The sequence below is a fragment of the Micromonospora ferruginea genome (assembly GCF_013694245.2).
Classification (GTDB): Bacteria; Actinomycetota; Actinomycetes; order Mycobacteriales; family Micromonosporaceae; genus Micromonospora; species Micromonospora robiginosa.
Genome location: NZ_CP059322.2, coordinates 3199231 through 3223579, shown reverse-complemented (window position 1 = coordinate 3223579; position 24349 = coordinate 3199231). Strand labels below are relative to the sequence as shown.

28 protein-coding genes and 1 pseudogene are annotated in these 24349 nt (G+C 74.5%); 16 read left to right on the top strand and 13 right to left on the bottom strand.

The annotated features are described in order from the left end of the window. Window positions 1–52: 52 nt before the first annotated feature. Together H1D33_RS13765 and H1D33_RS13760 are read right to left on the bottom strand one after the other, a co-directional pair. Window positions 53–556 (bottom strand): hypothetical protein, encoded by a 504-nt coding sequence (locus tag H1D33_RS13765; protein WP_181572748.1) that lies wholly within the window; start codon window positions 554–556, stop codon window positions 53–55. Between the two features lie 64 nt (window positions 557–620). Continuing rightward, complete coding sequence (locus H1D33_RS13760) at window positions 621–2252, bottom strand: RecQ family ATP-dependent DNA helicase (protein ID WP_181567700.1); 1632 nt, start codon at window positions 2250–2252, stop codon at window positions 621–623. A gap of 122 nt (window positions 2253–2374) precedes the next feature. On the opposite strand from H1D33_RS13760, the gene H1D33_RS13755 reads away from it, so the two are divergent. Both H1D33_RS13755 and H1D33_RS13750 read left to right on the top strand, forming a co-directional pair. Continuing rightward, window positions 2375–3262 (top strand): class I SAM-dependent methyltransferase, encoded by an 888-nt coding sequence (locus H1D33_RS13755; RefSeq protein WP_220138663.1) that lies wholly within the window; start codon window positions 2375–2377, stop codon window positions 3260–3262. 71 nt (window positions 3263–3333) lie between these two features. Beyond that, the gene (locus tag H1D33_RS13750; protein WP_220138664.1) at window positions 3334–3972 is read left to right on the top strand and encodes a TetR/AcrR family transcriptional regulator; all 639 of its coding nucleotides are present in this window, start codon (window positions 3334–3336) and stop codon (window positions 3970–3972) included. 7 nt (window positions 3973–3979) lie between these two features. Here the strand turns inward: H1D33_RS13750 and H1D33_RS13745 are convergent, their stop codons facing one another. Beyond that, window positions 3980–4930, bottom strand: a complete 951-nt coding sequence (locus H1D33_RS13745) for a TIGR03557 family F420-dependent LLM class oxidoreductase (protein WP_181567701.1) — start codon at window positions 4928–4930, stop codon at window positions 3980–3982. 47 nt (window positions 4931–4977) lie between these two features. Continuing rightward, window positions 4978–5100, bottom strand: a complete 123-nt coding sequence (locus H1D33_RS13740; protein WP_281370353.1) for a hypothetical protein — start codon at window positions 5098–5100, stop codon at window positions 4978–4980. 157 nt (window positions 5101–5257) lie between these two features. Between H1D33_RS13740 and H1D33_RS13735 the strand changes: the two genes are divergently transcribed. Beyond that, window positions 5258–6745, top strand: a complete 1488-nt coding sequence (locus H1D33_RS13735; protein WP_181572751.1) for a glycoside hydrolase family 3 protein — start codon at window positions 5258–5260, stop codon at window positions 6743–6745. 47 nt (window positions 6746–6792) lie between these two features. Here the strand turns inward: H1D33_RS13735 and H1D33_RS13730 are convergent, their stop codons facing one another. Both H1D33_RS13730 and H1D33_RS13725 read right to left on the bottom strand, forming a co-directional pair. After that, window positions 6793–7080, bottom strand: a complete 288-nt coding sequence (locus H1D33_RS13730; protein ID WP_181567702.1) for a GNAT family N-acetyltransferase — start codon at window positions 7078–7080, stop codon at window positions 6793–6795. Then, window positions 7077–8303 carry a cysteine desulfurase-like protein gene (locus H1D33_RS13725; RefSeq protein WP_181567703.1) on the bottom strand — a complete coding sequence of 409 codons (1227 nt, stop codon included), beginning with the start codon at window positions 8301–8303 and terminating at the stop codon, window positions 7077–7079. Before H1D33_RS13725 ends, H1D33_RS13730 begins: the two co-directional genes overlap by 4 nt. 131 nt (window positions 8304–8434) lie before the next feature. Between H1D33_RS13725 and H1D33_RS13720 the strand changes: the two genes are divergently transcribed. From H1D33_RS13720 to H1D33_RS13690, 7 genes are all read left to right on the top strand, one after another. Then, a complete protein-coding gene (locus H1D33_RS13720) occupies window positions 8435–8800 on the top strand; it encodes a hypothetical protein (protein ID WP_181567704.1) in 366 nt (121 codons plus the stop codon). Window positions 8801–8876: 76 nt separating this feature from the next. Then, window positions 8877–9698 (top strand): DUF1206 domain-containing protein, encoded by an 822-nt coding sequence (locus tag H1D33_RS13715; RefSeq protein WP_181567705.1) that lies wholly within the window; start codon window positions 8877–8879, stop codon window positions 9696–9698. Window positions 9699–9774: 76 nt separating this feature from the next. Continuing rightward, window positions 9775–10971, top strand: coding sequence for a mechanosensitive ion channel family protein (locus tag H1D33_RS13710; protein ID WP_181567706.1), 1197 nt, complete (start codon window positions 9775–9777; stop codon window positions 10969–10971). Between the two features lie 284 nt (window positions 10972–11255). Then, window positions 11256–11690 (top strand): phage holin family protein, encoded by a 435-nt coding sequence (locus H1D33_RS13705; RefSeq protein WP_043325014.1) that lies wholly within the window; start codon window positions 11256–11258, stop codon window positions 11688–11690. Continuing rightward, complete coding sequence (locus H1D33_RS13700) at window positions 11687–12028, top strand: DUF3618 domain-containing protein (RefSeq protein WP_181567707.1); 342 nt, start codon at window positions 11687–11689, stop codon at window positions 12026–12028. The genes H1D33_RS13705 and H1D33_RS13700 overlap by 4 nt, the downstream gene beginning before the upstream one ends. Continuing rightward, window positions 12025–12297, top strand: coding sequence for a DUF4235 domain-containing protein (locus H1D33_RS13695; RefSeq protein ID WP_181567708.1), 273 nt, complete (start codon window positions 12025–12027; stop codon window positions 12295–12297). The genes H1D33_RS13700 and H1D33_RS13695 overlap by 4 nt, the downstream gene beginning before the upstream one ends. 289 nt (window positions 12298–12586) lie before the next feature. Continuing rightward, complete coding sequence (locus H1D33_RS13690) at window positions 12587–12790, top strand: cold-shock protein (protein ID WP_030338233.1); 204 nt, start codon at window positions 12587–12589, stop codon at window positions 12788–12790. 85 nt (window positions 12791–12875) lie between these two features. On the opposite strand, the gene H1D33_RS13685 is transcribed toward H1D33_RS13690, so the two are convergent. Then, on the bottom strand, window positions 12876–13067 hold the full coding sequence (locus H1D33_RS13685) for a hypothetical protein (protein WP_181567709.1): 192 nt from the start codon (window positions 13065–13067) through the stop codon (window positions 12876–12878). A 73-nt stretch (window positions 13068–13140) separates the two neighbouring features. Continuing rightward, window positions 13141–14124, bottom strand: coding sequence for an aldo/keto reductase (locus H1D33_RS13680; protein ID WP_181567710.1), 984 nt, complete (start codon window positions 14122–14124; stop codon window positions 13141–13143). Between the two features lie 85 nt (window positions 14125–14209). Between H1D33_RS13680 and H1D33_RS13675 the strand changes: the two genes are divergently transcribed. Both H1D33_RS13675 and H1D33_RS13670 read left to right on the top strand, forming a co-directional pair. Then, window positions 14210–15001, top strand: coding sequence for a trans-aconitate 2-methyltransferase (locus H1D33_RS13675; RefSeq protein ID WP_181567711.1), 792 nt, complete (start codon window positions 14210–14212; stop codon window positions 14999–15001). Beyond that, the gene (locus tag H1D33_RS13670; RefSeq protein WP_181567712.1) at window positions 14998–16017 is read left to right on the top strand and encodes an adenosine deaminase; all 1020 of its coding nucleotides are present in this window, start codon (window positions 14998–15000) and stop codon (window positions 16015–16017) included. Before H1D33_RS13675 ends, H1D33_RS13670 begins: the two co-directional genes overlap by 4 nt. 12 nt (window positions 16018–16029) lie before the next feature. Here the strand turns inward: H1D33_RS13670 and H1D33_RS13665 are convergent, their stop codons facing one another. The 3 genes from H1D33_RS13665 to H1D33_RS13655 form a co-directional block, all read right to left on the bottom strand. Then, entirely contained in the window at window positions 16030–16296 is a 267-nt protein-coding gene (locus tag H1D33_RS13665; RefSeq protein WP_181567713.1) for a hypothetical protein, read from the bottom strand. Between the two features lie 229 nt (window positions 16297–16525). Then, entirely contained in the window at window positions 16526–17914 is a 1389-nt protein-coding gene (locus tag H1D33_RS13660) for a HAMP domain-containing sensor histidine kinase (RefSeq protein ID WP_181572752.1), read from the bottom strand. A 29-nt stretch (window positions 17915–17943) separates the two neighbouring features. Next, window positions 17944–18633: a response regulator transcription factor gene (locus tag H1D33_RS13655; protein ID WP_018784999.1), complete on the bottom strand. Its 690-nt coding sequence runs from the start codon at window positions 18631–18633 to the stop codon at window positions 17944–17946. A gap of 73 nt (window positions 18634–18706) precedes the next feature. Between H1D33_RS13655 and H1D33_RS13650 the strand changes: the two are divergent. Next, window positions 18707–19621, top strand: a pseudogene (locus tag H1D33_RS13650) (ADP-ribosylglycohydrolase family protein); the annotation flags it as partial. On the opposite strand, the gene H1D33_RS13645 reads toward H1D33_RS13650, so the two are convergent. Continuing rightward, on the bottom strand, window positions 19616–20818 hold the full coding sequence (locus H1D33_RS13645) for a DUF1775 domain-containing protein (protein WP_307755428.1): 1203 nt from the start codon (window positions 20816–20818) through the stop codon (window positions 19616–19618). The pseudogene H1D33_RS13650 and the gene H1D33_RS13645 sit on opposite strands and share 6 nt — an antisense overlap. On the opposite strand from H1D33_RS13645, the gene H1D33_RS13640 reads away from it, so the two are divergent. The 3 genes from H1D33_RS13640 to H1D33_RS13630 all read left to right on the top strand — a co-directional run bounded on the left by H1D33_RS13640 (window position 20769) and on the right by H1D33_RS13630 (window position 23783). Beyond that, the gene (locus H1D33_RS13640; RefSeq protein ID WP_307755439.1) at window positions 20769–20963 is read left to right on the top strand and encodes a hypothetical protein; all 195 of its coding nucleotides are present in this window, start codon (window positions 20769–20771) and stop codon (window positions 20961–20963) included. The genes H1D33_RS13645 and H1D33_RS13640 overlap by 50 nt on opposite strands. 214 nt (window positions 20964–21177) lie before the next feature. Next, complete coding sequence (gene thrS / locus H1D33_RS13635) at window positions 21178–23187, top strand: threonine--tRNA ligase (protein ID WP_181567716.1); 2010 nt, start codon at window positions 21178–21180, stop codon at window positions 23185–23187. A gap of 50 nt (window positions 23188–23237) precedes the next feature. Then, entirely contained in the window at window positions 23238–23783 is a 546-nt protein-coding gene (locus H1D33_RS13630; protein WP_246411390.1) for an HIT family protein, read from the top strand. Window position 23784: 1 nt separating this feature from the next. Here the strand turns inward: H1D33_RS13630 and H1D33_RS13625 are convergent, their stop codons facing one another. Next, window positions 23785–24321, bottom strand: a complete 537-nt coding sequence (locus H1D33_RS13625; protein WP_181567717.1) for a hypothetical protein — start codon at window positions 24319–24321, stop codon at window positions 23785–23787. Window positions 24322–24349 lie beyond the last annotated feature (28 nt).

Here is a 24349-nt window from a genome sequence, read left to right as displayed (position 1 = left end):
GGGGCGTGACCTCCGTCATTGACGGACGTGAAAGCTTCTGTTAAGAGTCCGCTCAGTCGTTGAGCACCTGGGACAGCCGGTCCCGGAACCGGCGCTCCGAGTCGCTCACCACGTCCCCACCGATGCCGAGGATGCCGCCGGTGGAGGCGGCGCCCACCACCTGCTCGGCGATCTCCACCAGCCAGTGCCGGTAGGCCCCGGACTGCCCCTCGTCCACCTTGCCGGTGAGCAGGGCGGAGGCCTGGCCGGCGCGGGCCAGCACGTCCTCGATCATCGCGGTCGGGTCGTCCGGCGTGATCACCGGCAGTTCCGCGCCGGCCTCCGGGTCGCCGACCCGGGAGACGACCTCCCCGGCCACGGCCGCCACCAGCGGGCTGGCCGACTCACGGCCGGCGGCGATGGTCTCCAACCCGGCGGCGTTCTCGGCCATCGTCCGCCGGGTGCCGTCGGACTCGGCCGCGGCCGCGGCGGTGATCACCGCCTGCGGCAGACCCACCAGCAGCCCCCACTCCTCGTCGGAGACGCCGAACCGGGTGTACGCCGGCTGCTCGATCACGATCTGGTTCCTTTCGCCGTGGTCGTCGTTGTCGACGGGCACCGCCACGGGTGCCCGGGTCAGGCTAGTCCAGCTCCAGCAGGCCCTGTTCGGACACCACGCGCACGGACAGCGTCTTGTAGCCCACCTCGTCGAAGAGGACGGTCATCCGGTCGTCCTCGTAGTTGAGCACCAGGCCGGGCCCCCACTCGCCGTGGCGGACCTGGCTGTGCACCGGGAACGGACCCACCGCGCCGTCGTTGGCCACGCTGGTGCCGGCGTGGCAGTTGTCGCAGTGCGCGCAGACCTCGGTCATCTGCTCGCCGAAGTAGGCCAGCAGGACCTGCCCGCGGCAGCCGGTGGTCTCGGCGAACGCGCGCATCATGTCGGTCCGCGACCGGGTCACGGTCTGCTGCCGCTCCGCCTCGGCGCGCGCGGCCCGCCCGGCCTCGAGCGCGTCCGGGGCGTAGCGGGGCGCGCCGACGCGCTGCTTGGCGCGGGGCTCGGCGGCGCCGATCTGCTCCAGCAGGGAGAGGTACTGGCCGAGCTTGCGCGGGCCCAGCCCGGTCAGCTCGCGCAGCTCCTTGCGGGTGCGGGCCTTGCTCCGCAGCACCGCGGCGAGATCGCCCAGTTCCTTCTCGTCCGGGAGGCCGCCGCTGAAGTAGCGCTGCAGCCCGACGTCCTCGGCGCGCCAGAGCAGCAGCACCCGCGACGGCGAGCCGTCCCGGCCGGCCCGGCCGATCTCCTGGAAGTAGCTGTCCGGCGAGTCGGGCAGCGCCATGTGCACCACCCAGGCGATGTTCGGCTTGTCGATGCCCATCCCGAACGCCGAGGTGGCCACCATGATCGGCACCCGGTCGGCGAGGAACGCCTCGTGCAGCTCGTGCCGCGCCGCGGTGGGCATGCCGCCGTGGTAGAACTCGGACGGGAAGCCCGCGTCGGTCAGCCGCTGCGCCAGCTCCTCGGCGGCGCGCCGGGTCGGCACGTAGATGATGCCGGGGCGCTCGTCGTCGCGCAGCAGCGCGATCAGCCGCCGCCACCGGTAGTCGTCGGTCGGGCAGTAGGCCACCTCGAGGAAGAGGTTGGGCCGGTCCAGCCCGGACACCACCACCTCGGGCTCGCGCAGCCGCAGCCGGGCGATGATGTCGTCGCGCACCGGCGGGGAGGCGGTGGCGGTCAGCGCCACCACGGGCGGCCGGCCGAGGCCGTCGATGAGGTGGCCGAGCGCGAGGTAGTCCGGCCGGAAGTCGTGGCCCCAGGACGAGATGCAGTGCGCCTCGTCGATCGCGACCAGCGCCGGGGAGAGCGAGCGGACCTCGGCGAGCCGGTCCGGGTTGCTCAGCGCCTCGGGCGTGATGAAGAGGAACTCGGCCCGGCCGTGCCGGATCTCCTCGATCGCCTCGGCCTGCTGCGCGGCGCTCTCGTCGGAGCTGATCCGCACCGCGCGCAGCTCCGGCCGCTGGCGTTCGTTGAGCGCGGCGATCTGGTCCTGCTGGAGCGCGAGCAGCGGCGAGATCACCACGGTCGGGCCGGGGATGAGGCTGGCCGGGATCTGGTAGATCGCCGACTTGCCGGCCCCGGTGGGCAGCACCACCAGGGCGTCGTGGCGCTTCATGACGGCGCGCATGGCGGCGAGCTGGTTGGGCCGCAGCGCGGTCCAGCCGAACAGGTTCTTCGCCGCGCGGCGCAGGTTGGTGGCGTGCGTGGTCAGTTTCATCAACGGCCACAGCTACCCCCGGGTTCCCGACCCGAAACCGCCTGCCGGGTTGACGTACGGTAACGACCGGTGACATTATGAACATATGTTCATGAACGTATGTTCATCCGGGGAGGGTGAAGGTGGCCGACATCCGCAACGACCAGCAGGAACAGGCCTGGAACGGATACGAGGGACGGCACTGGGCCACGCACCGGCACCGCTACGACGCGGTCAACGGCGGCTTCAACGAGATGCTGCTCGCCGCCGTCCGCCCGGGCGACCGGGTGCTCGACGTCGGGTGCGGCACCGGCCACCTGACCCGCCTGGCCGCCGCCCGCAGCGGCACCGGCACGGCGCTCGGGATCGACCTCTCCGCGCCGATGCTGGCCGCGGCCCGCGCGGCGGCCGCCGCCGAGGCGGTGTCCAACGTCGACTTCCTCCGGGCCGACGCCCAGGTGCACCCGTTCGCCCCCGCCGGTCACGACGTGGTGCTGAGCCGGTTCGGCGTGATGTTCTTCGGCGATCCGGTCGCCGCGTTCGCCAACCTCACCCGGGCGCTGCGTCCCGGCGGCCGGCTGGCCTTCGTCTGCCTCGACGACTGGCGGCGCGGCGACCTCGGCGCGGCGCTCGCGCCGCTGGCCGCGCTCCCGGACCCGCCCGGCGACGGCGCCCCTTCCGGCGGCGCCCCGGCCGGGGACGACGTCCCGGCCCGCGGGGACGCCCCTACCGGCGGGCCGCTCTCGCTCGCCGACCCGGTGGTGACCCGTCGGGTGCTCACCGACGCCGGCCTGGTCGACGTCGACTGCGCGCGGCACGAGGTCGCCGGCACGTGGGGCCGCGACGCCGCCGACGCCGGCGCGTTCCTGGCCGGCTGGGGGCCGGTGCGGCACCGGCTCGCGCCGCTCGGCCCGGCCGTCGCCGACCGGGTCCGCGGCGAGCTGGTGGCGGCCATGCGCCCGTACACCGGCCCGGACGGTGTCCGGCTGCGCACCGCCGCCTGGCTGGTCACCGCCCGCCGGCCCGGCTGACCCCGGCCTCCCACGCCGTCGGGGCCGGCTCGCACGGGGGAGCCGGCCCCGGCACACCTAGGATTCCGGTGATGGCACCCAGGAGAGCGGCCGCGCTGCGCGGCGGCGAGCAGAGTCTGCGCGAACACCTGATCGCGGCCGCCGCGCGCCTGCTGGACCGGCGCGGGGCGGCCGGGCTCACCGTCCGCGACGTGGCCCGTGAGGCGGGCGTCGCCGACGGCGTGCTCTACAACCACTTCGCCGACAAGGAGGAGCTGCTGGCCCACGCGCTGCACGCGCACGTGCGGGCGGTGGAGGCGGCGCTGGAGGCCACCGTCCCGCAGCCCGGCGAGGGCACCCTGGCCGGCAACCTGCGCGTCTGGCTGGACCGGGCGCTGGCGCTGCACGCGGCGATCCTGCCGGCCCTCGCCGGCCTGACCACGCAGCCGAAGCTGGTGGCCCGGCTCGCCGAGCTGCCCGCCCTGCCCGGCGGCGACCCGGGCGTACGGGCGGAGTTCGCCGACTACCTGCGCGCCGAGCAGCGCCTCGGCCGGGTCGCGCCGACGGCCGACCCCCGGGCGGCGGCGACGCTGCTCGTCGGCGTCTGCCACGACCTGGTGCTCGGCCGGCTGCTGGACCCGGCCGGCGCGCCGCCGGAACCCGACCCGGAGCTGGTCGGCGCGCTTGTCGACACACTGCTGCGCGGGGTGGCGGCGGCCGGGTCCGGCTGAGCGGCGCTCACCGCAGCCGGGGCAGCACCTCCCGCCGGTAGAGGTCGAACAGCCCCTCCCAGTGCGGGCCGGTGTTGGCCACGTAGACCTCGTCGAAGCCGGCCTTGGCGTACCTGTCGATCATCTCCAGGTGGCCGTCGGCGTCCGGGCCGCAGACGAACGCCTCCCGCACCTGCTCCGGCCGGACCAGCTCCGCGGCCTGCTCGAAGTGGCGCGGCGAGGGCAGCACCTGGGACAGTTCGCCCGGCACGCCCGCGTTGGGCCACCGCTCGTACGCGATCCGCGCGCCCTCGTCGGCGGTGTCGGCGTACGCGGCCTTGAACCCGCCCTGGCACGGCTTGTCGCCGCCTCCGGCGTCACGGAACCGGCGCACCATGTCCGCGTCCGGCATCATGCTGACGTAGCCGTCGCCGATGCGGGCCGCCAGCTCGATCGCCTTCGGGCCGAAACCGGAGACGTAGATCGACGGGGGCGTCTCGGGTCGGGTGTAGATCCGGGCGTGCTCCACCGTGTAGTGCCGGCCGTGGTGGTTGACGAAGTCGCCGCGCCACAGCTCGCGGATCACCTCGACGGCCTCCGCCAGCATCTCCAGCCGGACGTCGGCCTGCGGCCAGGCGTCGCCGAAGATGTGCTCGTTCAGCGCCTCCCCGCTGCCCACGCCGAGCACGAAGCGGCCCTCGTGCAGCACCGCGCTGGTGGCCGCCGCCTGGGCGACGACCGCCGGGTGGATGCGGACGGTGGGGCAGGTGACCGCCGTGGTCACCGGCAGCCGGCAGACCTGGCTGAGCGCGCCGATGGTGGACCAGACGAACGGGCTCTGGCCCTGCGCGTCGACCCACGGGTGGTAGTGGTCGGAGATCCACAGTGCCTCGAAGCCGGCCTGTTCCGCGCCGCGCGCCTGGGCCAGCAGCTCCGCCGGGGTGTACTCCTCGCTGGACAGGAAGTAGCCGATCCTCATGGGTTTCCCTCCGCCGTGTCCGGACACCGGACTCCCTACCCCGAGGGTCAGCGGCGGAACATCGCCCGGATCGCGATCAGCAGGAACAGCGCGCCGACCACCAGACCGAGCAGGCGTACGCCGGGGATGTCGGCGGCGCTGGTGGCGTCGGCGAGCGGCAGGACGGGCATGCCTGAACTCTCCCACGCTGGGTCGCCGGAGGCCAGCGCCTAACAGTAAGGATTGTTGACTATTTAGCTGCGCGGTGTGACCATGTCAGCACCCGCCGGTCGTGGCGGGTCCGTGGGGAGACGGGGGTACGACAGGGTGAGCGCGAGGAGCGAGCGGATCGTCGGATCGACCGGAGACCTGGCGGCGCTCGCCGCCGCCGTCCTGCAACCCGGGTTCGTCGGCACCACCCCACCACCCTGGGTCTGCCGCTGGCTCGGTGCGGGGCTCGGGTCGGTCGTCCTCTTCGCCCGCAACGTCGTCGACCACGAGCAGGTCGCCACGCTGACCGCGAACCTGCGGGCGGAACGGCCGGACGTCATCGTGGCGATCGACGAGGAGGCCGGCGACGTCACCCGGATCGAGTCCGCCCGGGGCAGCTCCCGGCCCGGCAACTTCGCCCTCGGCGCGGTGGACGACCCGACGCTGACCGAGGACGTCGCCCGCGACCTGGGCGCCGAGCTGGCCGCCGTCGGCGTCACCCTCGACTACGCGCCGGACGCCGACGTCAACTCCAACCCGGCCAACCCGGTCATCGGCGTCCGCTCGTTCGGCGCCGACCCCGACCTGGTCGCCCGGCACACCGCCGCCTGGGTACGCGGGCTGCAGGCCGGCGGCGTGGCCGCCTGCGCCAAGCACTTTCCCGGGCACGGTGACACCCGCGTCGACTCGCACCACGACCTGCCCCGCATCGGCGCCGACCGGGCCCGCCTCGACGCGGTCGAGCTGGCCCCGTTCCGGGCCGCGATCGCGGCCGGTACGCAGGCGGTGATGACCGGCCACCTGCTGGTGCCGGCGCTCGACGCGGAGCTGCCGGCCACGCTCAGCGCGCGCATCCTGGGCGGGCTGCTCCGCGAGGAACTGGGCTTCAACGGCGTGGTGGTCACCGACGCGGTGGAGATGCGGGCGGTCTCCGACCGGTACGGCTTCGCCGGCGCGGCGGTGCGCGCGCTCGCCGCCGGCGCCGACGCCATCTGCGTGGGCGGGGAGCGGGCCACCGAGGCCGACGCCCGCGAGCTGCGCGACGCGATCGTCGCCGCCGTGGTGAGCGGGGCGCTGCCCGAGGAACGGCTGGCCGAGGCGGCCAAGCGGGTCGGGCAGCTCGCCGCCTGGAGCGTCGCCGCCCGCGCCCACCGGAGCGCCGGCCCGGTCGCGCCGGACGGGTCCCCGATCGGCCTGGCCGCCGCCCGCCGGGCGGTCCGGGTCACCGGCGACGCCGCGCTGCTGCCGCTGGCCGGCCCGGCGCACGTGGTGGAGTTCGCGCCGCCGCGCAACATCGCCATCGGCGAGGAGACGCCGTGGGGGATCGCCGCGCCCCTGACCCACCTGGCACCCGGCACCACCACCGCCCGCTACGCCGCCGACGCCGTCCCGGCCGACCCGGCGACCGGCCCCGCCGACCGGCCGTTGGTGCTGGTCGTGCGCGACCTGCACCGGCACGGCTGGATGCGGGACGCGGTGTCCCGGGCCCTCGCCGCCCGCCCGGACGCGGTGGTGGTCGAGCTGGGCGTGCCCGAGCTGGCCGCCGGCCGGGTGCACCTGGCCACCCACTCCGCGACCGCGGCGGCGGCCCGGGCCGCCGCCGAGCTGCTGGCCGGCGCCCGCTGAGACTCCCGGTCCGGCCGGGTGGGGAGGTCCCCCGGTCGGACCGGGCCTCAGGGCGCGTCGACCACCAGGTCGGCGTAGTCCGGGTGGCGCTCGATGAACGCGGCCATGAACGGGCACCGGGGAACCACCCGGCCGCCGCGGGCGCGGACCTGGTCCAGCGTGCCCCGGATCAGCGCGCCGCCCACCCCCTGCCCCTGGTAGCGGTCGTCGACCTCGGTGTGCGTGAAGACCAGCACCTCGCCGCGCGGCAGGTAGGCGGTGAAGCCGGCCAGCGCGTCGTCGACCAGGATCTCGAAGCGGTGCTTCGCGGCGTTCTCCTCGACCAGGGCGTTCATCGGTCCATCGTCCCCCCGTCGCCGGCCAGCCGGTCGAGTTCGGCCAGCAGCCGGTCCACCTCGTCGACGGTGTTGTAGTGGTAGACGCTCGCCCGGACCGCGCCGCCGGAGTCACGCAGTCCCATCGCCTGGAAGTACTCGTAGGCGTAGTAGTCGCCGGAGGAGAGGCAGAAACCCGCCTCGCCCAGCGCCGCCGTGGTCTCCGCCGGGGTCCGGCCGGCCACCCGGAACGACACCGTCGGGCAGCGCCGGGCCGGCGAGCCGTAGACGGTGACGAAGGGCCGGGACGTCAGCCCGGCGAGCAGCCGGTCGAAGACCGTCTCCTCGTGCGCCTGCGCGGCGGCCAGGCCGGCGCGTACCCGCTCCCGGCGGTCGCCGGTCGCGGCCGGGTCCAGCGCGGCCAGGTGGTCCACCGCGGCGGTCACGCCGGCCAGCAGCGGGAAGCTCGGGGTGCCGTACTCGAACCGGTCCGGGACCGTGTCGGCGGAGGGCAGCAGCTTCGCCGGGCGCAGCGTCGCCCACCACCCCGGGTCGGCGACCATCGCCGCCAGGTGCGGCCCGGACCACTTGTAGGCGCTGGTGACCAGCACGTCCGCACCGAGCGAGGCCAGGTCGGTGGGCCCGTGCGGCACCGAGTGCACCCCGTCCACGCAGACCAGCGCGCCGGCGGCGTGCGCGGTCTTGGCGATCGCCGCCACGTCCGGCACGGTGCCGGTGGCGTTGCTGCCGGCGGTCACCGCGACCAGCCGGGTGCGCCCGGTGACCAGCTCGCCGTACTGGCCGGCGGGCAGCTCACCGGTGGCCGGGTCGAACTCGGCCCAGCGCACCGTCGCGCCGGCCTCCTCGGCGGCCTGCACCCAGGGGCGGACGTTGGCGTCGTGGTCCAGCCGGGACACCACCACCTCGTCGCCGGGCCGCCAGCCCGCGCCCAGCGTCCGGGCCAGCGTGTAGGTCAGCGCGGTGGCGCTCGGGCCGAGCACCACGCCGGACGGGTCCGCGCCGAGCAGGTCGCCGACCGCGGCCCGGGCGCCGGCGACCAGCTCCAGCGCGCGCCGGCCGGGGGCGAAGGCGGTGCTGCGGTTGCCGGTGGCGGCGCGCATCGCGTCGGTCACCGCCTCGATCACCCCGGCGGCGGTCTGGGTGCCACCGGCGCCGTCGAAGTGGACGAAGCCCTCGCCCAGCGCGGGATAGAGGCCCCGTACCCGGGCCACGTCGAAAGCCATTCCCGCACCCTAGCGTGAAAGGAGGGGGCCCTTCTTAACGCCTTCGGTAGAGGCGGGGGCCCCGCCTAACGCCCCCACCTCGGCGCGCACGCCGCCCGGGCGCGTGGCCGACGGGCGGTACCGTTGGGGAGGTGACGAACCGACGCGCCACCTTCGCCCCGATCCCCGCCCGCCGCGCCGCCGGGCTGCTCGCCGGTCTCGCCCTCGGCGCCGCGCTGCTCGCCGGTTGCAGCTCCAACGGCGCCGACACCGACTGCGGCCTGGACGCCTGCACCATCACCTTCGACCGGGGCGTGGACGCCAGCGCCACCATCCTCGGCGTCGAGGCCAAGCTCATCGGCGCCCAGGACGACCAGGTCACCGTCGAGGTGGCCGGGGAGCAGCTCTCGCTCACCACCGGCCAGCAGGCCACCGAGGTCGGCGGCTTCCAGGTCAGCCTGGACAGCGTCACCGACCAGAACGTCGTGCTGCGGGTGGCCCGCAACCCCAACGGCTGATCCCTTTCGGCCTGACGGCGGTGGCCTCGGCGCGCGGCGACGTTTGGAAAACCGCACGTCGGGAGATTGAGGGCGCATGTCTGTCACCCGAAACGCCGGAGCCACCGCCACGCGGGCCAAGAACAGCCGGTGGCTCGAACTGTTGACCCGCGCCGGTTTCATCGGCTATGGAATCGTGCACCTCCTCTTCGGCTGGCTGGCGCTGCAGATCGCCTTCGGCAATTCCGGGGAGGAGGGCAACCAGAACGGTGCCCTGCGCACCCTCGGCGAGCAGCCGCTCGGCAAGTTCGTCCTGGTCGTGATCGCGGTCGGCCTCTTCGCGATGGCGATCTGGCAGGCGTCCGAGGCGCTCGTCGGCCACCAGTCGAAGACCGGCAAGGAGCGCGTCTTCGAGCGGATCGCCTCGGTCGTCCGGGTGATCATCTTCGTGTGGCTGGGCTGGACCGCGATCAAGGTCGTCCAGGACGCCAGCTCCAATTCGTCGGACCAGCAGCAGCAGCTCACCGAGAAGCTGATGGCCTCGGACGGCGGCCGGTGGCTGGTCGCGCTGGCCGGTCTGGTGCTCGCCGCGGTCGGCATCGGCATGGTGATCTACGGGCTGAAGAAGAAGTTCGAGCGCAACCTCAAGACCGGTGAGATGAACCCGAAGACGCACAAGCTGGTCCGTCGTCTCGGCATGGCCGGGTACGCCGCCCGGGGCGCGGTCTTCGCCATCGCCGGCCTGCTCATCGTGGTCGCCGCCGTGAAGTACGACCCGGAGAAGGCGCGCGGACTGGACGCCGCCCTGCGGACGCTGCGCGACCAGGCGTACGGCCCGTGGCTGCTGGCGCTGATGGCGCTCGGCATCGCCGCGTTCGGCGTCTACTGCTTCTTCCAGTCCCGGTTCCGCAAGGTCTGAACCTGGTCGATATCCGGTCCGCCGGGCACCATTGGGCCTTTGCCCGATTCCCGGCCGGGCCGGAGGGAGAGAGCACGTGCAGAGCTATCTGGTGACCGTCGCCGCCGCGCTGGCCGCGGCGGCGGTCGCGTTGGTGCTGGTCGCGGTGGTGCACCGGGTGACCCGTCGGCTCGGCCGTCGGTCGCTGCTGATGACCGAGCTGACCGAGCACGCGCATCGCGCGTTCCAGGTCGCCGTCACCGTGATCGCCGTGCAGCTCGCGGTCCGGTTCACCACGCTCTACGCGGTGGGCAGCCCGTGGCGGCAGTTCGTCCTGCACACGCTCGGGCTGGTCATGATCGCGGCGATCGCCTGGTTGGTGGCCGCCCTGCTGGTGGTGGCGGAGGACACCGCGCTGGCCCGGTTCCGGGTGGACGTGCCGAACAACCGGCACGCCCGTCGGGTGCGGACCCAGGTGGTGCTGCTGCGCCGGCTGACCATCGCGGTGATCGTGATCCTCGCCGTCGGCGTGATGCTGATGACCTTCCCGGCGGTACGCGGCATCGGGGCCGGCGTGCTCACCTCCGCCGGTGTGGTGGCCGCGGTCGCCGCGCTGGCCGCGCAGAGCCTGCTCGGCAACGTCTTCGCCGGTCTCCAGCTCGCCTTCAGCGACGCGGTCCGCCTGGACGACGTGGTGGTGGTCGAGGGGGAGTGGGGCCGGATCGAGGAGCTGACGCTGAGCTACGTGGTGGTGCAGATCTGGGACGACCGCCGGCTGATCCTGCCCACCTCGTACTTCACCAGCAAGCCGTTCCAGAACTGGACCCGCACCGAGGCCGCGGTGCTCGGCACCGCCGAGTTCGACCTGGACTGGGCGATCCCGGTGCAGGCCATGCGGGAGGAGCTGCGCCGGCTCTGCGAGGGCACCGAGCTGTGGGACGGCCGGGTCTGCGTACTCCAGGTCACCGACGCCACCGGCGGCATGGTCAAGGTGCGGGCGCTGGTCAGCGCGGCGGACGCCGGCAGCCTCTGGGACCTGCGCTGCCTGGTCCGCGAGCACCTGGTGACCTGGGTGCGTGACCACCGCCCGACCGCCCTGCCCCGGCTGCGCGCCGAGGTCGGCGACGCCACCGGCCCGCTGCCGTGGCAGTCGGTGCAGCCGCGTCGCCCGGTCCGCCGCGCGGCCGACACCGAGGCGCCCGACGACGCGCGGGTCTTCGGCGGCAGCGACGACGGCGACGCCCGCAGCGAGGTGTTCGTGGGCCGGGAGGACCACGCCGAGGCGCGGCGCTGACCCGCGTACCCCGATCGGAGCCCCCGGCCGCCGCCCGCGGCGCCGGGGGTTCCGCGCGTCCGGCGCCGGTCGCGGCTGGTCGTCCCGGCCGGGACGGTACGCGGAGTGTCGGGCCGCCTGGGTTTGATCGGCCCGTTTCGGGGGACCTGCTGCCCATGCCCCGGATTCCGGCCGGTCGACGCCGGGCTCCGGTGGCGCGCGGCCGGGCCGACCGGTCGCTCCGCGCAGGATTGACGGGCGGCGACTCCGGGCATACAGCGCGGTGATGATGAAAGGAGGACAGCATGGCTGACGTCGCGAGTCGCAGCACGTCCCGGACCGGGAACGAGCCGTCCACCGCGGAACTGGTGCAGCGGGCCACCGAACAGGTCACCCGCCTGGTGCGGGACGAACTGGCCCTGGCCCGGGCGGAGCTGACCCAGAAGGGCAAGCACGCCGGGATCGGAATCGGTCTGTTCGGCGGTGGCGGGGTGATGGCGCTCTACGGCGCCGGCGCGCTCGTCGCCACCGTGATCCTGCTGCTGGCGCTGGTCATGCCGGCCTGGCTGGCGGCCCTGATCGTGGCGGTGGCGTTGTTCCTGCTCGCCGGGATCCTGGCGCTCGTGGGCAAGAAGCAGGTCAGCCGTGCCGTCCCGCCGGTTCCGGAGGCGGCGGTCCGCAGCGTCCGGGCGGACGTCGACACGGTCACCGCCGCGGTGAAGGACGGGAGGCGGGCATGACCGGCAACGGGACCGGGGACGTGGCGGCGCTCCGGGAGGAGATCCGGCGGACCCGGGTGGAACTCGGTGAGACGATGGAGCTGCTGGCGGCCCGGGCCGACCCGAAGGCACTGATGCGGCACTCCGCCGAGCAGGCCAAGGCGCGGATGCGCGAGCAGGCGGCCACGACCGTGGCCCGGGTCCGCACCCGGGCGGCCGAGCGGGCCCGGCTGGTCCGGGCGCAGGCGGTGTACGAGCCGGGCGCCCTCGCGCGCGGCCCGCTGCCGTGGGCGGCGGTCGCGGCCGGCGCGGTGGTGACCGTGGTGGTGCTGTTGGTGGTTCGAGGGAGGCGCAGGTGAGCGGCAGGATCGGCAAGGCGGCGTACAAGCCGGTGGGGGTGCTGCTCGGCCTGGCCGCCGGCGCGGTCGCCGGCATGGTCTTCCGGCAGGTCTGGAAGCTGGCGGCGGGCGACGACGACGCGCCCAGCGCCACCGACGAGGACCGCCGCTGGGGCGAGGTGCTCGCCGCAGCGGCCCTGCAGGGGGCGATCTTCTCGGCGGTGCGGGCGGCCGTCGACCGGGGCGGCGCGGTCGGCGTGCGCCGGCTGACCGGGCACTGGCCCGACTGATCCGGCGCTCCGACGGACCCCTTTCCCGCGACCTGGGGAAGGGGTCTTTCGCACGACCCTGTCGGCCCGCCCGTCGATCATCGTGCAACCTTCAGGTCACATGTCGGAGAATTTCGTCCGGTAGGCTGTGCGAAGTTTTTGCGTACGTGGTTTGCTTTCTCACGCTGTTGCGAGACGCGTGGGTTGAGAGACGTTCCCTGCACCGGGGGGCCACCTCAGGCGCCGCTGCTCGAAAACGGCCAATCGGCCGCACGGCGTGCTCGGCCGCCAGTTTTAGAAGGAGTTGCACATGGCGCAGGGAACCGTGAAGTGGTTCAACGCTGACAAGGGCTTCGGCTTCATCACCGTCGACGGCGGGGGTGCTGACGTGTTCGTCCACTTCTCGGCCATCCAGACCAGCGGCTACCGCTCGCTGGAGGAGAACCAGCGGGTGGAGTTCGAGATCGCCCAGGGTCAGAAGGGTCCGCAGGCCGAGCAGGTCCGCCCCATCTGAGCTGACAGGGCGCCGGCCGGGCGGGCCGGCGCGACGAAGCCCCGCATCCCGTACGGGAGGCGGGGCTTCTCCATGCCCGGGTGCCTCAGCGGCGGCGGGCCCGCATGCCCAACCAGAGCGCGACGAGTCCGATCAGGACGACGACCGGGCCGACCGCCGCCCAGAGCCGCTGGTCGGTCAGCGCGCTGCCCTCGACGTAGCCGAGGCCCAGCACGGTCCACAGCGCACCCAGCACCACGGCCAGCAGCCCCACGGTGAGCCGGAACCAACCCCTCATCGCGCCCCCTCCGCCGATGTCCACTCCGGTCCAGCATGCCCGCCCGCGGCCGGCGCCGGTGGCGCCGCGCCGGTCACCACCGGTCGTGCACCTGCGGCCGGATCAGCTCGTCGTAGGTGGCCCGCACCGAGGCCAGCTCCACCTCGGTCAGTGGCGGCTGGCCGGCCGCCTCGGCGTTGCGCCGGGCCTGCTCGGCGGAGCGGGCGCCGGGGATCACCACGGTCACCCCGGGCTGGTCGAGGATCCAGCGCAGCGCGAACTGCGCCATGGTGCGGCCGTCGCCGACCAGCGGTGCGAGCCGGCGCACCGCGGCCAGGCCGAGGTCGTAGTCGACGCCGGAGAACGTCTCGCCCACGTCGAACGACTCGCCGTGGCGGTTGAACGTGCGGTGGTCGTTCTCCGGGAACGTGGTGTGCTCGTCGTAGCGGCCGGAGAGCAGGCCGCTGGCCAGCGGCACCCGGGCGACGACACCCACCCCGGCGGCCGCGGCGGCCGGCAGCACCCGCTCCAGCGGCTTGTGCCGGACCGCGTTGAGGATGATCTGGACGCTGGCCACGCCGGGCCGGGCGATCGCGGTGAGCGCTTGGTCGCAGGTCTCCACGCTGACGCCGTACCCGGCGACGCGCTTCTCGGCGACCAGCGTGTCCAGGGCGTCGAAGACCCGGTCGTCGGCGAAGACCGCGGTGGGCGGGCAGTGCAACTGCACCAGGTCGAGCGTGTCGACGCCGAGGTTGGCCCGGGACCGGTCGGTCCAGGCCCGGAAGTTCTCCAGGGTGTACGCCTCCGGCGTCTGCGGCACCCGGCGGCCCATCTTGGTGGCCACGGTCAACCCGTGCTCCGGCCGGGCGCGGAGGAACCGCCCGATGAGCTGTTCGCTGCGGCCGTCGCCGTAGACGTCGGCGGTGTCCAGGAAGGTGACGCCGGCGTCCACCGCGGCGGTGAGCACGTCGAGCGCCGCGTCCTCGCTGACCTCGCCCCAGTCGGCGCCGAGCTGCCACGCGCCGAGTCCGATGATGCCGACGTGCCGGCCGAGCCGGTCGAAGTTGCGCTGTTCCATCCGGTTCAGCCTAGTGAGCGGGTTGCCGTCGCGCCCGTCGGGCCGTACGGTCTTAACAAAACGTACGTACGGTTTGGAGAATGTCATGTGGGATCCCGGCACCTACCTGCGCTACGACGGCGAGCGGTCACGGCCCTTCGTCGACCTGCTGGCCCGGGTCGGCGCGCGCCACCCGCGCGCGGTGGTCGACCTCGGTTGCGGGCCCGGCACGCTCACCGCCACCCTCGCCGAGCGCTGGCCCGGCAGCCGAGTCACCGGCCTGGACTCCTCACCCGAGATGATCGCGCGGGCCGGCGAGCTGCGCGCCCCGGTCGACTTCGCGGTCGTCGACGTCCGCGACTGGCGGCCGGCGCCGGAGGTCGACGTGCTGGTCGGCAACGCCGTGCTCCAGTGGGTGCCGGAGCACCGCGAGCTGCTCACCCGCTGGGCCGCCGAACTGCCGGCCGGCGCGTGGCTCGCGTTCCAGGTGCCGGGCAACTTCGCCGCCCCGTCGCACCGGGCGCTGCGCGAGGTCGCCGCGCGGGACCGGTGGCGCGACCGCCTCGCCGGGCTGCTGCGCGAGGCCCCGGTCGACGAGCCGGTCGACTACGCCACGTTGCTGACCGGCGCGGACTGCGCGGTGGACGCCTGGGAGACTACCTACGTGCACCTGCTGCCGGCCGCCGGAGCGGACCACCCGGTGCTGGCCTGGATGGAGGGGACGGCCCTGCGCCCGGTCCGCGCCGCGCTGGACGCCGCCGGCTGGGCCGACTTCCGCGCCGAGCTGGGGGTACGCCTGGCCGAGGCGTACCCGGTGCGGCAGGGTCATGTGTACTTCCCGTTCCGCCGGATCTTCGTGGTGGCCCGCACGGGCGCCCGCGCAGAGGAGAACTCGTGACCGACCTGCCCACCTTCATCGCCGGACTGCCCAAGGTGGAGCTGCACGTGCACCACGTCGGCTCCGCCTCGCCCCGGATCGTCGCCGAGCTGGCCGCCCGGCACGAGGGGCGCAGCCCGGTCCCGGCCGACCCGGAGGCGCTCGCCGACTACTTCGCGTTCCGCGACTTCGCCCACTTCATCGACGTCTACCTGAGCGTGGTGGACCTGATCCGGGACGCCGACGACGTCTGGCTGCTCACCCACGAGGTGGCCCGCGAGCTGGCCCGCCAGCAGGTCCGGTACGCCGAGCTGACCGTCACGCCCTACTCGCACGTGCACCGGGGCATCCCGGCGCCGGCGTTCTGCGAGGCCATCGAGGACGCCCGCAAGCGGGCCGAGGCCGACTTCGGCATCGCGCTGCGCTGGTGCTTCGACATCCCCGGCGAGGCCGGCCTGCCGGCCGCCGAGCAGACCCTGCGGATCGCGCTCGACCAGCGGCCGGACGGGCTGATCAGCTTCGGCCTCGGCGGCCCCGAGATCGGGGTGCCCCGACCGCAGTTCAAGCCCTACTTCGACCAGGCCCGCGCGGCCGGGCTGCGCTCGGTGCCGCACGCCGGCGAGACCACCGGCCCGGAGACGATCTGGGACGCGCTGAACGAGCTGGGCGCCGAGCGGATCGGCCACGGCATCTCCGCCGCGCTCGACCCGGCGCTGCTGGCCCACCTGGCGGAGCGCCGGATCCCGCTGGAGGTGTGCCCCACCTCCAATGTGCGGACCCGGGCGGTGGCCAGCCTCGACGAGCACCCGTTGCCGCAGTTGGTCGAGGCCGGTGTGCCGGTCAGCATCAACTCCGACGACCCGCCGATGTTCGGCACCACGCTCAACGACGAGTACGCGGTCGCGGCCCGGCTGCTCGGCATCGGCCCGGAGGGCGTCGCCGCGCTGGCCCGCGACGCGGTCGCCGCCGCGTTCCTGGCCCCGGCCGAGGCGGCCCGGATCAGCGCCGAGATCGACGCGTACCTGGCGAGCACCTGACCGGGCGCGCCCTCACCGCCCTCGCTGCGGTCGCGTGCGCGCGCCGAGCGGTCGCACGGGCGCCGGCCGCCGGGACAACCGGGGCGGCCGGCGCCGAGTGGCCAGGAGCACCCCGAGCGCGGCCGGCGCGAGCAGCGCGACGGTGAGACCGGACATCGCCGTGGCGACCCGGCCCGGACCGTGCGCGAGCACCGGGTCCTGCCAGGCGGCGAGCGTGAGGACGATGCCGAGGCCGATCACGGCGGCCCAGCGGAGCAGCCGGCTGACGGTCGGTGTCATGACCTCACCTCCGCCGGCTCGACTGACGAGAGCGGCGCGCGACGGGAGCGAGGTGTGGGGGGACCGGACTCCCGCCGCGCGCACGGATCCGCCGGCCGGAAGGTGTAACGGGGCGTCCCGGCCGACGGAACTGATGGGTTCTGGGGAAGATCCTGGCATTTCGCGACCCCGTGGTGGCCGTCGTTAAAACACTCCTAAGGAGAACTTGCGCCGCCACACAACCACGGGGTCAGCGCGGGCGCGGCCAGCGTCGCCCGGCGCGCGGCTCACGGGCCTCCCGGGTCATCCGGCCGACCAGCCCGAACCGGTTGACCTGTCGGGGCGCCGCGTCCGGATCGGCCAGCAGCATCACCACGCTGGCCCCGCCCAGGCGCGCCCGGTCGAGGCTCACCGAACCGTTCGCCTGCAGGGCGACCCGCTTGGCGATGTCCAGCCCGAGGCCGGTGGAGCCCTGGTCGCTCTCGCCCCGGCGCAAGGCCCGGTCCGGGTTGGCGATGCCCGGGCCGGCGTCGTCGATCCGGATCGCCACCCAGCCGTCGCGCCGGCTCACCGCCACCTCGAACGCGGTGCCCTGCGGCGTGTAGCGGAAGACGTTGCCGATCACCGCGTCCAGCGCGGCGGCCAGCTCGGCCCGGGGCACCGGCGCCGGGATGCGCAACTGCGCCCCGACCACCCGGTGCGGCCGGTTCTGGTCGCCGGCCAGCGCCGACCAGAAGACCATCCGGTCCCGGACCACCTCGCTCACGTCGCAGGACGCCGGCGCCGTCTCCTGGCTGACCGCCTTGCGGGTGGTCTTGATGAGCTGGTCGACCTCGCCCTCCAGCGTGACGATGGCCTGCCGGATCCGCCGGATGCCGCGCCGCCGGTCCAGCTCCGCCTCGCTGAACGTGCCGATGCTGGTGTCGTCGGACTCCAGCGCCTCCGCGTCCAGCCGCAGCGCGGTCAGCGGGGTCCGCAGCCGGTGCGACAGGTCGGCGACCAGCTCGTGCTCGTCGGCGCGCAGCGCCACCAGCCGTTCCGCCATCCGGTTGAACGCGTGCCCGGCCTCGGCCAGCTCCCGCGGCCCGGCCGGCTCGACCCGTACCCCAAGCTCGCCGTCGCCCACCGCGAGCGCCGCCTTGACCAGGTCACGCGTGGCGTCCACGGCCCGGGCCGCCACCCGGTCCACCACGATCACCGCGGCGCCGACCAGGGCCAGCGCCACCGCGAGCAGCAGCAGCCACCGACCGCCGGCGCCGGCGTCGAGCACCTCGTCGGGTACGAAGACCTCCACCACCGCCACCCGGTCGCCGAGCACCACCGGGTCCAGCCGCAGCACGCCGCCGTCCACCTCGGTCACCACCGAACGCCGCTGGTCGGCGGCTTCGGCCAGCGCGGCGGGGTCGGCGCGCCCGGCCGACTCGTCGGCGCCGATGCCGTGCACCACCGGCCGCAGCGCCGGGTCGTCGCCGCTGGCGGCCACCGCCCGCTTGACCACCTCGGCGTCGGTGCTGACCGCCAGCGCGCCGGTGACCAGCGCGCCGCGGCGGGCGGCGTCGGCCAGTCTCTCCTCGCGGGACTGGTCGGACAGGGTGATGCCGAGCGGGATGAGGAAGGCGAGCGCGACCAGGCTGCACATGCCGGCGGTGAGCCCCGCCAGCACCGGCCTCAGTCCGGCGCCACCAGCCGGAAGCCGACCCCCCGCACGGTGCGCAGGTAACGCGGCTTCGCCGCGGACTCGCCCATTTTGCGGCGGAGCCAGTACAGGTGAACGTCGATGGTCTGGTCCTCGCCGACCGATGGCTGCCGCCATACCTCCTCCAAGAGTTCCCGCCGGGACACTACCCGGCCGGGACGAGCGGCGAGATACGCCAACAGGTCGAATTCCTTGCGGGTCAGGGCCAGTGACTCCCCGTCCAGCACCGCGCTGCGCTCGCCCACGTCCACCCGCAGACCGCCGACCGTGTGCACGGCCGGTTGCACGGTACGGCTGGCCCGGCCGGCCCGGCGCAGCACGGTGGTGATCCGCGCGTCCAGGTGCGCGCCGGTGAACGGCTTGACCATGTAGTCGTCCGCGCCGGCCCGCAGCAGCCGGACCACCGACTGCTCGTCGTCGCGGGCGGTGGCGATGATGATCGGCACGTCGGTGATGCCCCGCAGCATGCGCAGCGCGTCCGAGCCGTCCAGGTCCGGCAGGCCCAGGTCGAGCACCACCAGGTCGGGCGTCTCCGCGGCGACCCGGCGCAACGCGTCCAACGCGGTGCCGACGGCGTGCACCGCGTGCCCCCGGTCGGTCAGCGACCGCAGCATCGCGCCACGCACCACATGGTCGTCTTCGACCAGCAGGACGGTTGCCACGTCAGCACCGTACTCGGCGTGGCAAGTCGATCGCGTTGCGACGGTCCGGGGAACCGGGCAAGCTGGGACGGCGATGACGTTCACGTTGTTCCCCGACACCCGCCTCACGCTCGCCCGCGACGCGCTGGCCGGCCTGTCGGTGGGCGACGCCCTCGGCTGCCGGTTCTTCGTCCCCGGCGGGGCGGTCGCCCCCTGGCCGGACGCGCTCCCGCCCGGCCCGTGGCCGTGGAGCGACGACACCGAGATGGCGTGCTCCGTGCTGAGCGTGCTCGCCACGCACGGCCGGACCGAGCCGGACGCCCTCGCGCTCTCCTTCGCCACGCACTACGACCCGGCCCGTCGCTACGGCGCGGGCGCGGTCGAACTGCTGGAACTCATCCGCGCCGGCACGCCCTGGCCGGTCGCCGCCGCGTCGGCCTTCGACGGGCAGGGGTCCTGCGGCAACGGCGCGGCCATGCGCGTCGCCCCGCTCGGCGCCTGGCACGCCGACTCCACCCGACGCGCCGCCGACCAGGCCCGCGCCTCGGCCGAGGTGACCCACGCCCACCCGGAGGGCGTCGCCGGGGCGGTGGCGGTGGCGGTGGCCGCCTCGCTGGCCGCCCGCGCCCGCCTCGACGGCGACCGGCCCGAGCCGGCCCGGCTGCTCGGCGCGGTGGCCGGCGCGCTCGACGCCGGCGGCGAGGTGCACCGAGGGGTACGCCGGGCCGCCGCGCTTCTCGGCCGCCCGGCCGGCGAGGTGGTCGAGGCGGTGGGCAACGGCTCGCGGATCACCGCGCAGGACACCGTGCCGTTCACGCTCTGGGTCGCCGCCACGCTGCTGCACGACTACCCGACCGCGATCCGTACGTGCGTGGAGGCGGGCGGCGACGTGGACACCACGGCGGCGATCGTCGGCGGGATCGTCGCCGCCCACACCGGCGTCGGCACCCCCCACGGCGTCCCCGAGGGCTGGCTCACCGCCCGAGAACCCCTGCCCCCTGGCTCACCACCCCCACCTGACCCCGCCCCGCCGCGCCCTGCCTCGCCGCATCCTGCCGCATCCTGCCGCGCCCCGCCCTCGCCGCGCCCTGCCTCGCCATCCTGCCGCGCCCGCCGCGCCCCGCCGCGCCCGCCGCACCCTGCCTCGCCGATCTTGGACTTGTGGTCGTTGACAAAGGGCGCGATCCCGACCATCCGGGCGCCACAACTCCAAGATCGACGGTGCGGGCCGGGGCAGAGCGGGCGGGCAGGGCGCGGCAGGGCGAGGCGAGGCGCGGCGCGGCAGGGCGGGGCGCGGCAGGGCGCGGCAGGGCGGGGCAGGGCGAGGCGAGGCAGGGCGAGGCGAGGCGAGGCAGGGCGACGGGTCATGGGGCGGGGCGGGTGCTGCCTGCGGTGACGGGTTCAGGGGTACGGGGGCGGCGGGGTTGGTGGGAGCGGCCAGGGCGGCGGCGTCTGTGGGAGCGGCTTGGACGGCGCAGTCCGTGGGAGCGGCCAGGGCAGCCGCGTCGGCGGCGTCGGCGGGGTCGGCGGGGTCGGCCGGGTCGGCGGGGTCGGCCGGGTCGGCCGGGTCGGCGGGGTCGGGGAGGGCCATGGTGCCGCGCCGGCGGCGGCTGAGCAGCCAGCCGATCGCCGCGCCGCCGGCCAGGCCGGCGAGCAGGCCGCCGCCGAGCAGCAGGTCGGCGCTCGGCCCGTCGTCGGCCGCCCCGGTCGTCGGGCCCCCGGCGGTGGCACCGGCCGGCGCCGCGCCGTCCTGGCCGCCGGACACGCCGCCGTGCCCGCCGTGGGCCGCGCCGCCCGTACCGGCGTCGCCGCCGCCCGTGGCGGTGCCCGCCGGCGGCGGCAGCAACGCCACCGTCGGGGCCGGGTGCGCGCCGCCGGCCGGATCCGCCCAGCGGACCACCGTGCCGTCGGCGTACGTCTGCACCACGGTGAAGGTCAACCGGTCGGTGGCCGGCATCGGGCCCATGCCGAGTGGCAGCCGGGCCGCGCCGGTGCCGCCCCCGGGCACCCGCAGCCAGGTCACCGCGTGGGTCACCTGGTTCAGCTCGGGCGCGTGGATCCCGGCGACCGGCCGGTCCAGGGTGCGGGTGGTGATGGTCGGCGCCCAGTCCGGCACGGACAGTGGATAGACCTCGCCGATCGGGGCGTCCGCCGGCATGGTCAGCTCCACCTTGGTGGTCCGGCTGCCCGGCCGGTCCGCGGGCACCACCACGGACAGTTCGATCGCGTCGCCCTGGTGCACCTCACCGGGGGAGGTCGTGACGGTCACGCCGGCGGCGCCGGCCGGGCCCGGCCAACTCACCGCTCCGGCGAGCGCGGCGGCCAGCAGGGCCGCCGCCCACCGGCCCTGACGGGTCATCCTCATCGTCGTCCCCATCCTTCTCGACCGGGGCCGGTTCCGGCTCCGGCCCCACCCGGTAGTTCGGACCGGACGGTCGAAAGGTTCAACGCGGCGCGGAACTCGGGACCGGGGGCCGCGTCCCCGGCGGCGCGGATCCGGGCGACCGATACCATCGCAGGGGCCGGTCATCCGGCTGATCCGTACCGTCGACGACAGGAGTCACCGTGTCCGCACCCCGTATCCCCGTCGTGGCCGACCCCGTCGTCGTCGCCGCCGGGACCACGGCGGCCGACGCGGTGGCCGCGGCCGGCCTGCCCACGACCGGGCCGAAGGCGATCGTGGTGGTCCGCGACCCGCACGGCCAGCTCCGCGACCTGGACTGGAAGCCGGCCGAGGAGACCTCGGTCGAGCCGGTGCCGCTGGACAGCCCGGCCGGCCTGGAGGTGCTGCGGCACTCCACCGCGCACGTGCTCGCCCAGGCCGTGCAGGACGTCTTCCCGGATGCCAAGCTCGGCATCGGCCCGCCGATCGAGAACGGCTTCTACTACGACTTCGGTGTCGCCAAGCCGTTCCAGCCGGAGGACCTGGCGAAGCTCGAGAAGCGGATGCAGGAGATCGTCAAGTCCGGCCAGCGGTTCCGCCGGCGTCGCTTCGCCAGCCTGGACGAGGCCCGGGGCGAGTTGGCCGCCGAGCCGTTCAAGCTGGAGCTGATCGAGGTCAAGGGTGAGGGGCTGGACTCCTCCGAGGTGATGGAGGTGGGCGGCGGCGAGCTGACCATCTACGACAACCTCGCCGCGAACGAGGACAAGGTCTGCTGGTCGGACCTGTGCCGTGGCCCGCACCTGCCGAACACCCGGCTGATCGGCGCGTTCAAGCTGATGCGCTCCGCCGCCGCCTACTGGCGCGGCTCGGAGAAGAACCCGCAGCTCCAGCGGGTGTACGGCACCGCGTGGCCGACCCGGGACGAGCTGAAGGCGTACCTCAGGTTGTTGGAGGAGGCCGCCCGGCGCGACCACCGCAAGCTCGGCGCGGACCTCGACCTGTTCAGCTTCCCCGACGAGATCGGCTCCGGCCTGGCCGTCTTCCACCCCAAGGGTGGCGTGCTCAAGCGGGTGATGGAGGACTACGTCCGCACCCGGCACATCGAGGAGGGCTTCCAGTACGTCGGGACGCCGCACATCTCCAAGGAAGGTCTGTTCCACACCTCGGGCCACCTGCCCTACTACGCCGACGGCATGTACCCGCCCATGGAGCTGGAGGGCGCGGACTACTACCTCAAGGCGATGAACTGCCCGATGCACAACCTGATCTACCGCTCGCGCGGGCGGTCCTACCGTGAGCTGCCGATGCGGTTGTTCGAATTCGGGTCGGTCTACCGGTACGAGAAGTCGGGCGTGGTGCACGGGCTGACCCGGGTGCGTGGCCTGACCCAGGACGACTCGCACTCCTACTGCACCCGGGAGCAGGCGCCGGGCGAGATCAAGCACCTGCTCAACTTCGTGTTGAGCCTGCTGAAGGACTTCGGCATCGACGACTTCTACCTGGAGTTGTCGACCCGCGACGAGGCCCGGCTGGACAAGTTCGTGGGGTCCGACGAGGACTGGGCGACGGCGACCGCGGTCCTGGAGCAGTGCGCCCGGGAGACCGGCCTGGACCTGGTGCCGGATCCGGGCGGCGCGGCCTTCTACGGCCCGAAGATCTCGGTGCAGGCCAAGGACGCCATCGGGCGCACCTGGCAGCTCTCGACCATCCAGTACGACTTCAACCAGCCGAAGGGCTTCGGGCTGGAGTACCAGGCGGCCGACGGCACCCGGCAGCAGCCGGTGATGATCCACTGCGCGAAGTTCGGCTCGATCGAGCGGTTCATCGGTGTGCTCACCGAGCACTACGCGGGCGCGTTCCCGGCCTGGCTCGCCCCGGTGCAGGTGGTCGGCATCCCGATCCGCGACGACCACGCCGACTACCTCCAGGACTTCGTCACCACCCTGCGCCGCAACGGGATCCGGGCCGACGTCGACATGGGCGACGACCGGATGCAGAAGAAGATCCGCAACGCCCAGCAGCAGAAGATCCCGTTCATGGTGATCGCCGGGGACGACGACGTGGCCGCCGGCACGGTCTCCTTCCGCTACCGCGACGGGTCGCAGCGCAACGGCGTACCGGTCGAGGAGGCGGTGGCGCACGTCCGCGAGGTGGTCGAGTCCCGCGCCAACGGCGGCCCGACCGCCGCCTGAGCGGCGGCGCGGTTCGGCGGCGGACGGCGGTGGATCGTAGGATCGCCGGTGTGACTGGGGTGGAGCGGCACGCGGACAGTGGTCTGGCGGACGGGCTGGAACGGCTCTGGACGCCGCACCGGATGACCTACATCTCCGGGGAGGACCGGCCCGAGGGGGGCTACGAGAAGCCGACCGGCTGCCCGTTCTGCCTGGCCCCGGGCCGCCCGGCGGAGGAGAGCCTGGTGGTCGCCCGCGGCGAGCACGTGTTCGCGGTGCTCAACCTCTATCCCTACAACCCCGGGCACCTGCTGGTCTGCCCCTACCGGCACGTCGCCGACTACACCGAGCTGGACGCGCCGGAGACCGCCGAGTTGGCCGTGTTCACCAAGGCCGCCATGCGCGTGGTCCGGCAGGTGTCCAGCGCGCACGGGTTCAACCTGGGCATGAACCAGGGTGGCGTGGCCGGCGCGGGCATCGCCGCGCACCTGCACCAGCACGTGGTGCCGCGCTGGGGCGGCGACGCCAACTTCATGCCGGTGATCGGGCGCACCAAGGTGCTGCCGCAACTGCTCACCGACACCCGTGACCTGTTCGCCAAGGTGTGGCCGGCCTGACTCAGCGCAGCCGGCCCCGCACCCGGGCGAGCCGGCGGCGGGCGCCGGTGGCGGTTCGCTGGGCGGCGGCGGCCCGGTCGGCGGCGAGTTCCGCGCGGACCGCGAGCTGACGCAGCCGCCGCTGCACCATCCGGTCCCCGTGCCGGGCGATCCACAGGCACACCCCGGCCAGCGGCAGCTCGACCAGCGCCGCCAGCACCACCGACACCACCAGGTCCGGACCGGGCGGTGTGGTGGTCACGTCGAACCAGGCGTCCACCGCGAGCATGGTCGCGGTGGCGGCGGCGGCGAGCACCACCTGCCGGTTTCCCCGGTACGCGAGCCAGGCGGTCAGCCCGAGCAACGCCACCAGACCGAGGTCGAAGCCGACCCAGGCGGCCCGGTAGTGCACGGTCACCTGGTGCCGGGGCAGGGTGAACGCCAGGTAGCCGATCCAGGGCAGGGTGAGCACGGCCAGCGCCACGAACGTGGGCGCCACCCAGCGCGGCACCGGGCGTACCCGGGCCGCCTCGTCGACCTGTTCCACCGACGTCTCCATCCGCGCCTCCCGGCCCCGGTGGTGCCCC

Bases quoted from the DNA above. Each gene is read 5' to 3' on its own strand.
- H1D33_RS13750 (WP_220138664.1), top strand. From the start codon at position 3,334: ATGGCACCCAGGAGAGCGGCCGCGCTGCGCGGCGGCGAGCAGAGTCTG.
- H1D33_RS13675 (WP_181567711.1), top strand. From the start codon at position 14,210: ATGTGGGATCCCGGCACCTACCTGCGCTACGACGGCGAGCGGTCACGG.
- H1D33_RS13730 (WP_181567702.1), bottom strand. From the start codon at position 7,080: ATGAACGCCCTGGTCGAGGAGAACGCCGCGAAGCACCGCTTCGAGATC.
- H1D33_RS13680 (WP_181567710.1), bottom strand. From the start codon at position 14,124: ATGGAACAGCGCAACTTCGACCGGCTCGGCCGGCACGTCGGCATCATC.
- H1D33_RS13665 (WP_181567713.1), bottom strand. From the start codon at position 16,296: ATGACACCGACCGTCAGCCGGCTGCTCCGCTGGGCCGCCGTGATCGGC.
- H1D33_RS13640 (WP_307755439.1), top strand. From the start codon at position 20,769: ATGGTCAGCTCCACCTTGGTGGTCCGGCTGCCCGGCCGGTCCGCGGGC.
- H1D33_RS13745 (WP_181567701.1), bottom strand. From the start codon at position 4,930: ATGAGGATCGGCTACTTCCTGTCCAGCGAGGAGTACACCCCGGCGGAG.
- H1D33_RS13700 (WP_181567707.1), top strand. From the start codon at position 11,687: ATGACCGGCAACGGGACCGGGGACGTGGCGGCGCTCCGGGAGGAGATC.
- H1D33_RS13740 (WP_281370353.1), bottom strand. From the start codon at position 5,100: ATGCCCGTCCTGCCGCTCGCCGACGCCACCAGCGCCGCCGACATCCCC.
- H1D33_RS13705 (WP_043325014.1), top strand. From the start codon at position 11,256: ATGGCTGACGTCGCGAGTCGCAGCACGTCCCGGACCGGGAACGAGCCG.
- H1D33_RS13685 (WP_181567709.1), bottom strand. From the start codon at position 13,067: ATGAGGGGTTGGTTCCGGCTCACCGTGGGGCTGCTGGCCGTGGTGCTG.
- H1D33_RS13725 (WP_181567703.1), bottom strand. From the start codon at position 8,303: ATGGCTTTCGACGTGGCCCGGGTACGGGGCCTCTATCCCGCGCTGGGC.
- H1D33_RS13660 (WP_181572752.1), bottom strand. From the start codon at position 17,914: ATGTGCAGCCTGGTCGCGCTCGCCTTCCTCATCCCGCTCGGCATCACC.
- H1D33_RS13625 (WP_181567717.1), bottom strand. From the start codon at position 24,321: ATGGAGACGTCGGTGGAACAGGTCGACGAGGCGGCCCGGGTACGCCCG.
- H1D33_RS13760 (WP_181567700.1), bottom strand. From the start codon at position 2,252: ATGAAACTGACCACGCACGCCACCAACCTGCGCCGCGCGGCGAAGAAC.
- H1D33_RS13715 (WP_181567705.1), top strand. From the start codon at position 8,877: ATGTCTGTCACCCGAAACGCCGGAGCCACCGCCACGCGGGCCAAGAAC.
- H1D33_RS13690 (WP_030338233.1), top strand. From the start codon at position 12,587: ATGGCGCAGGGAACCGTGAAGTGGTTCAACGCTGACAAGGGCTTCGGC.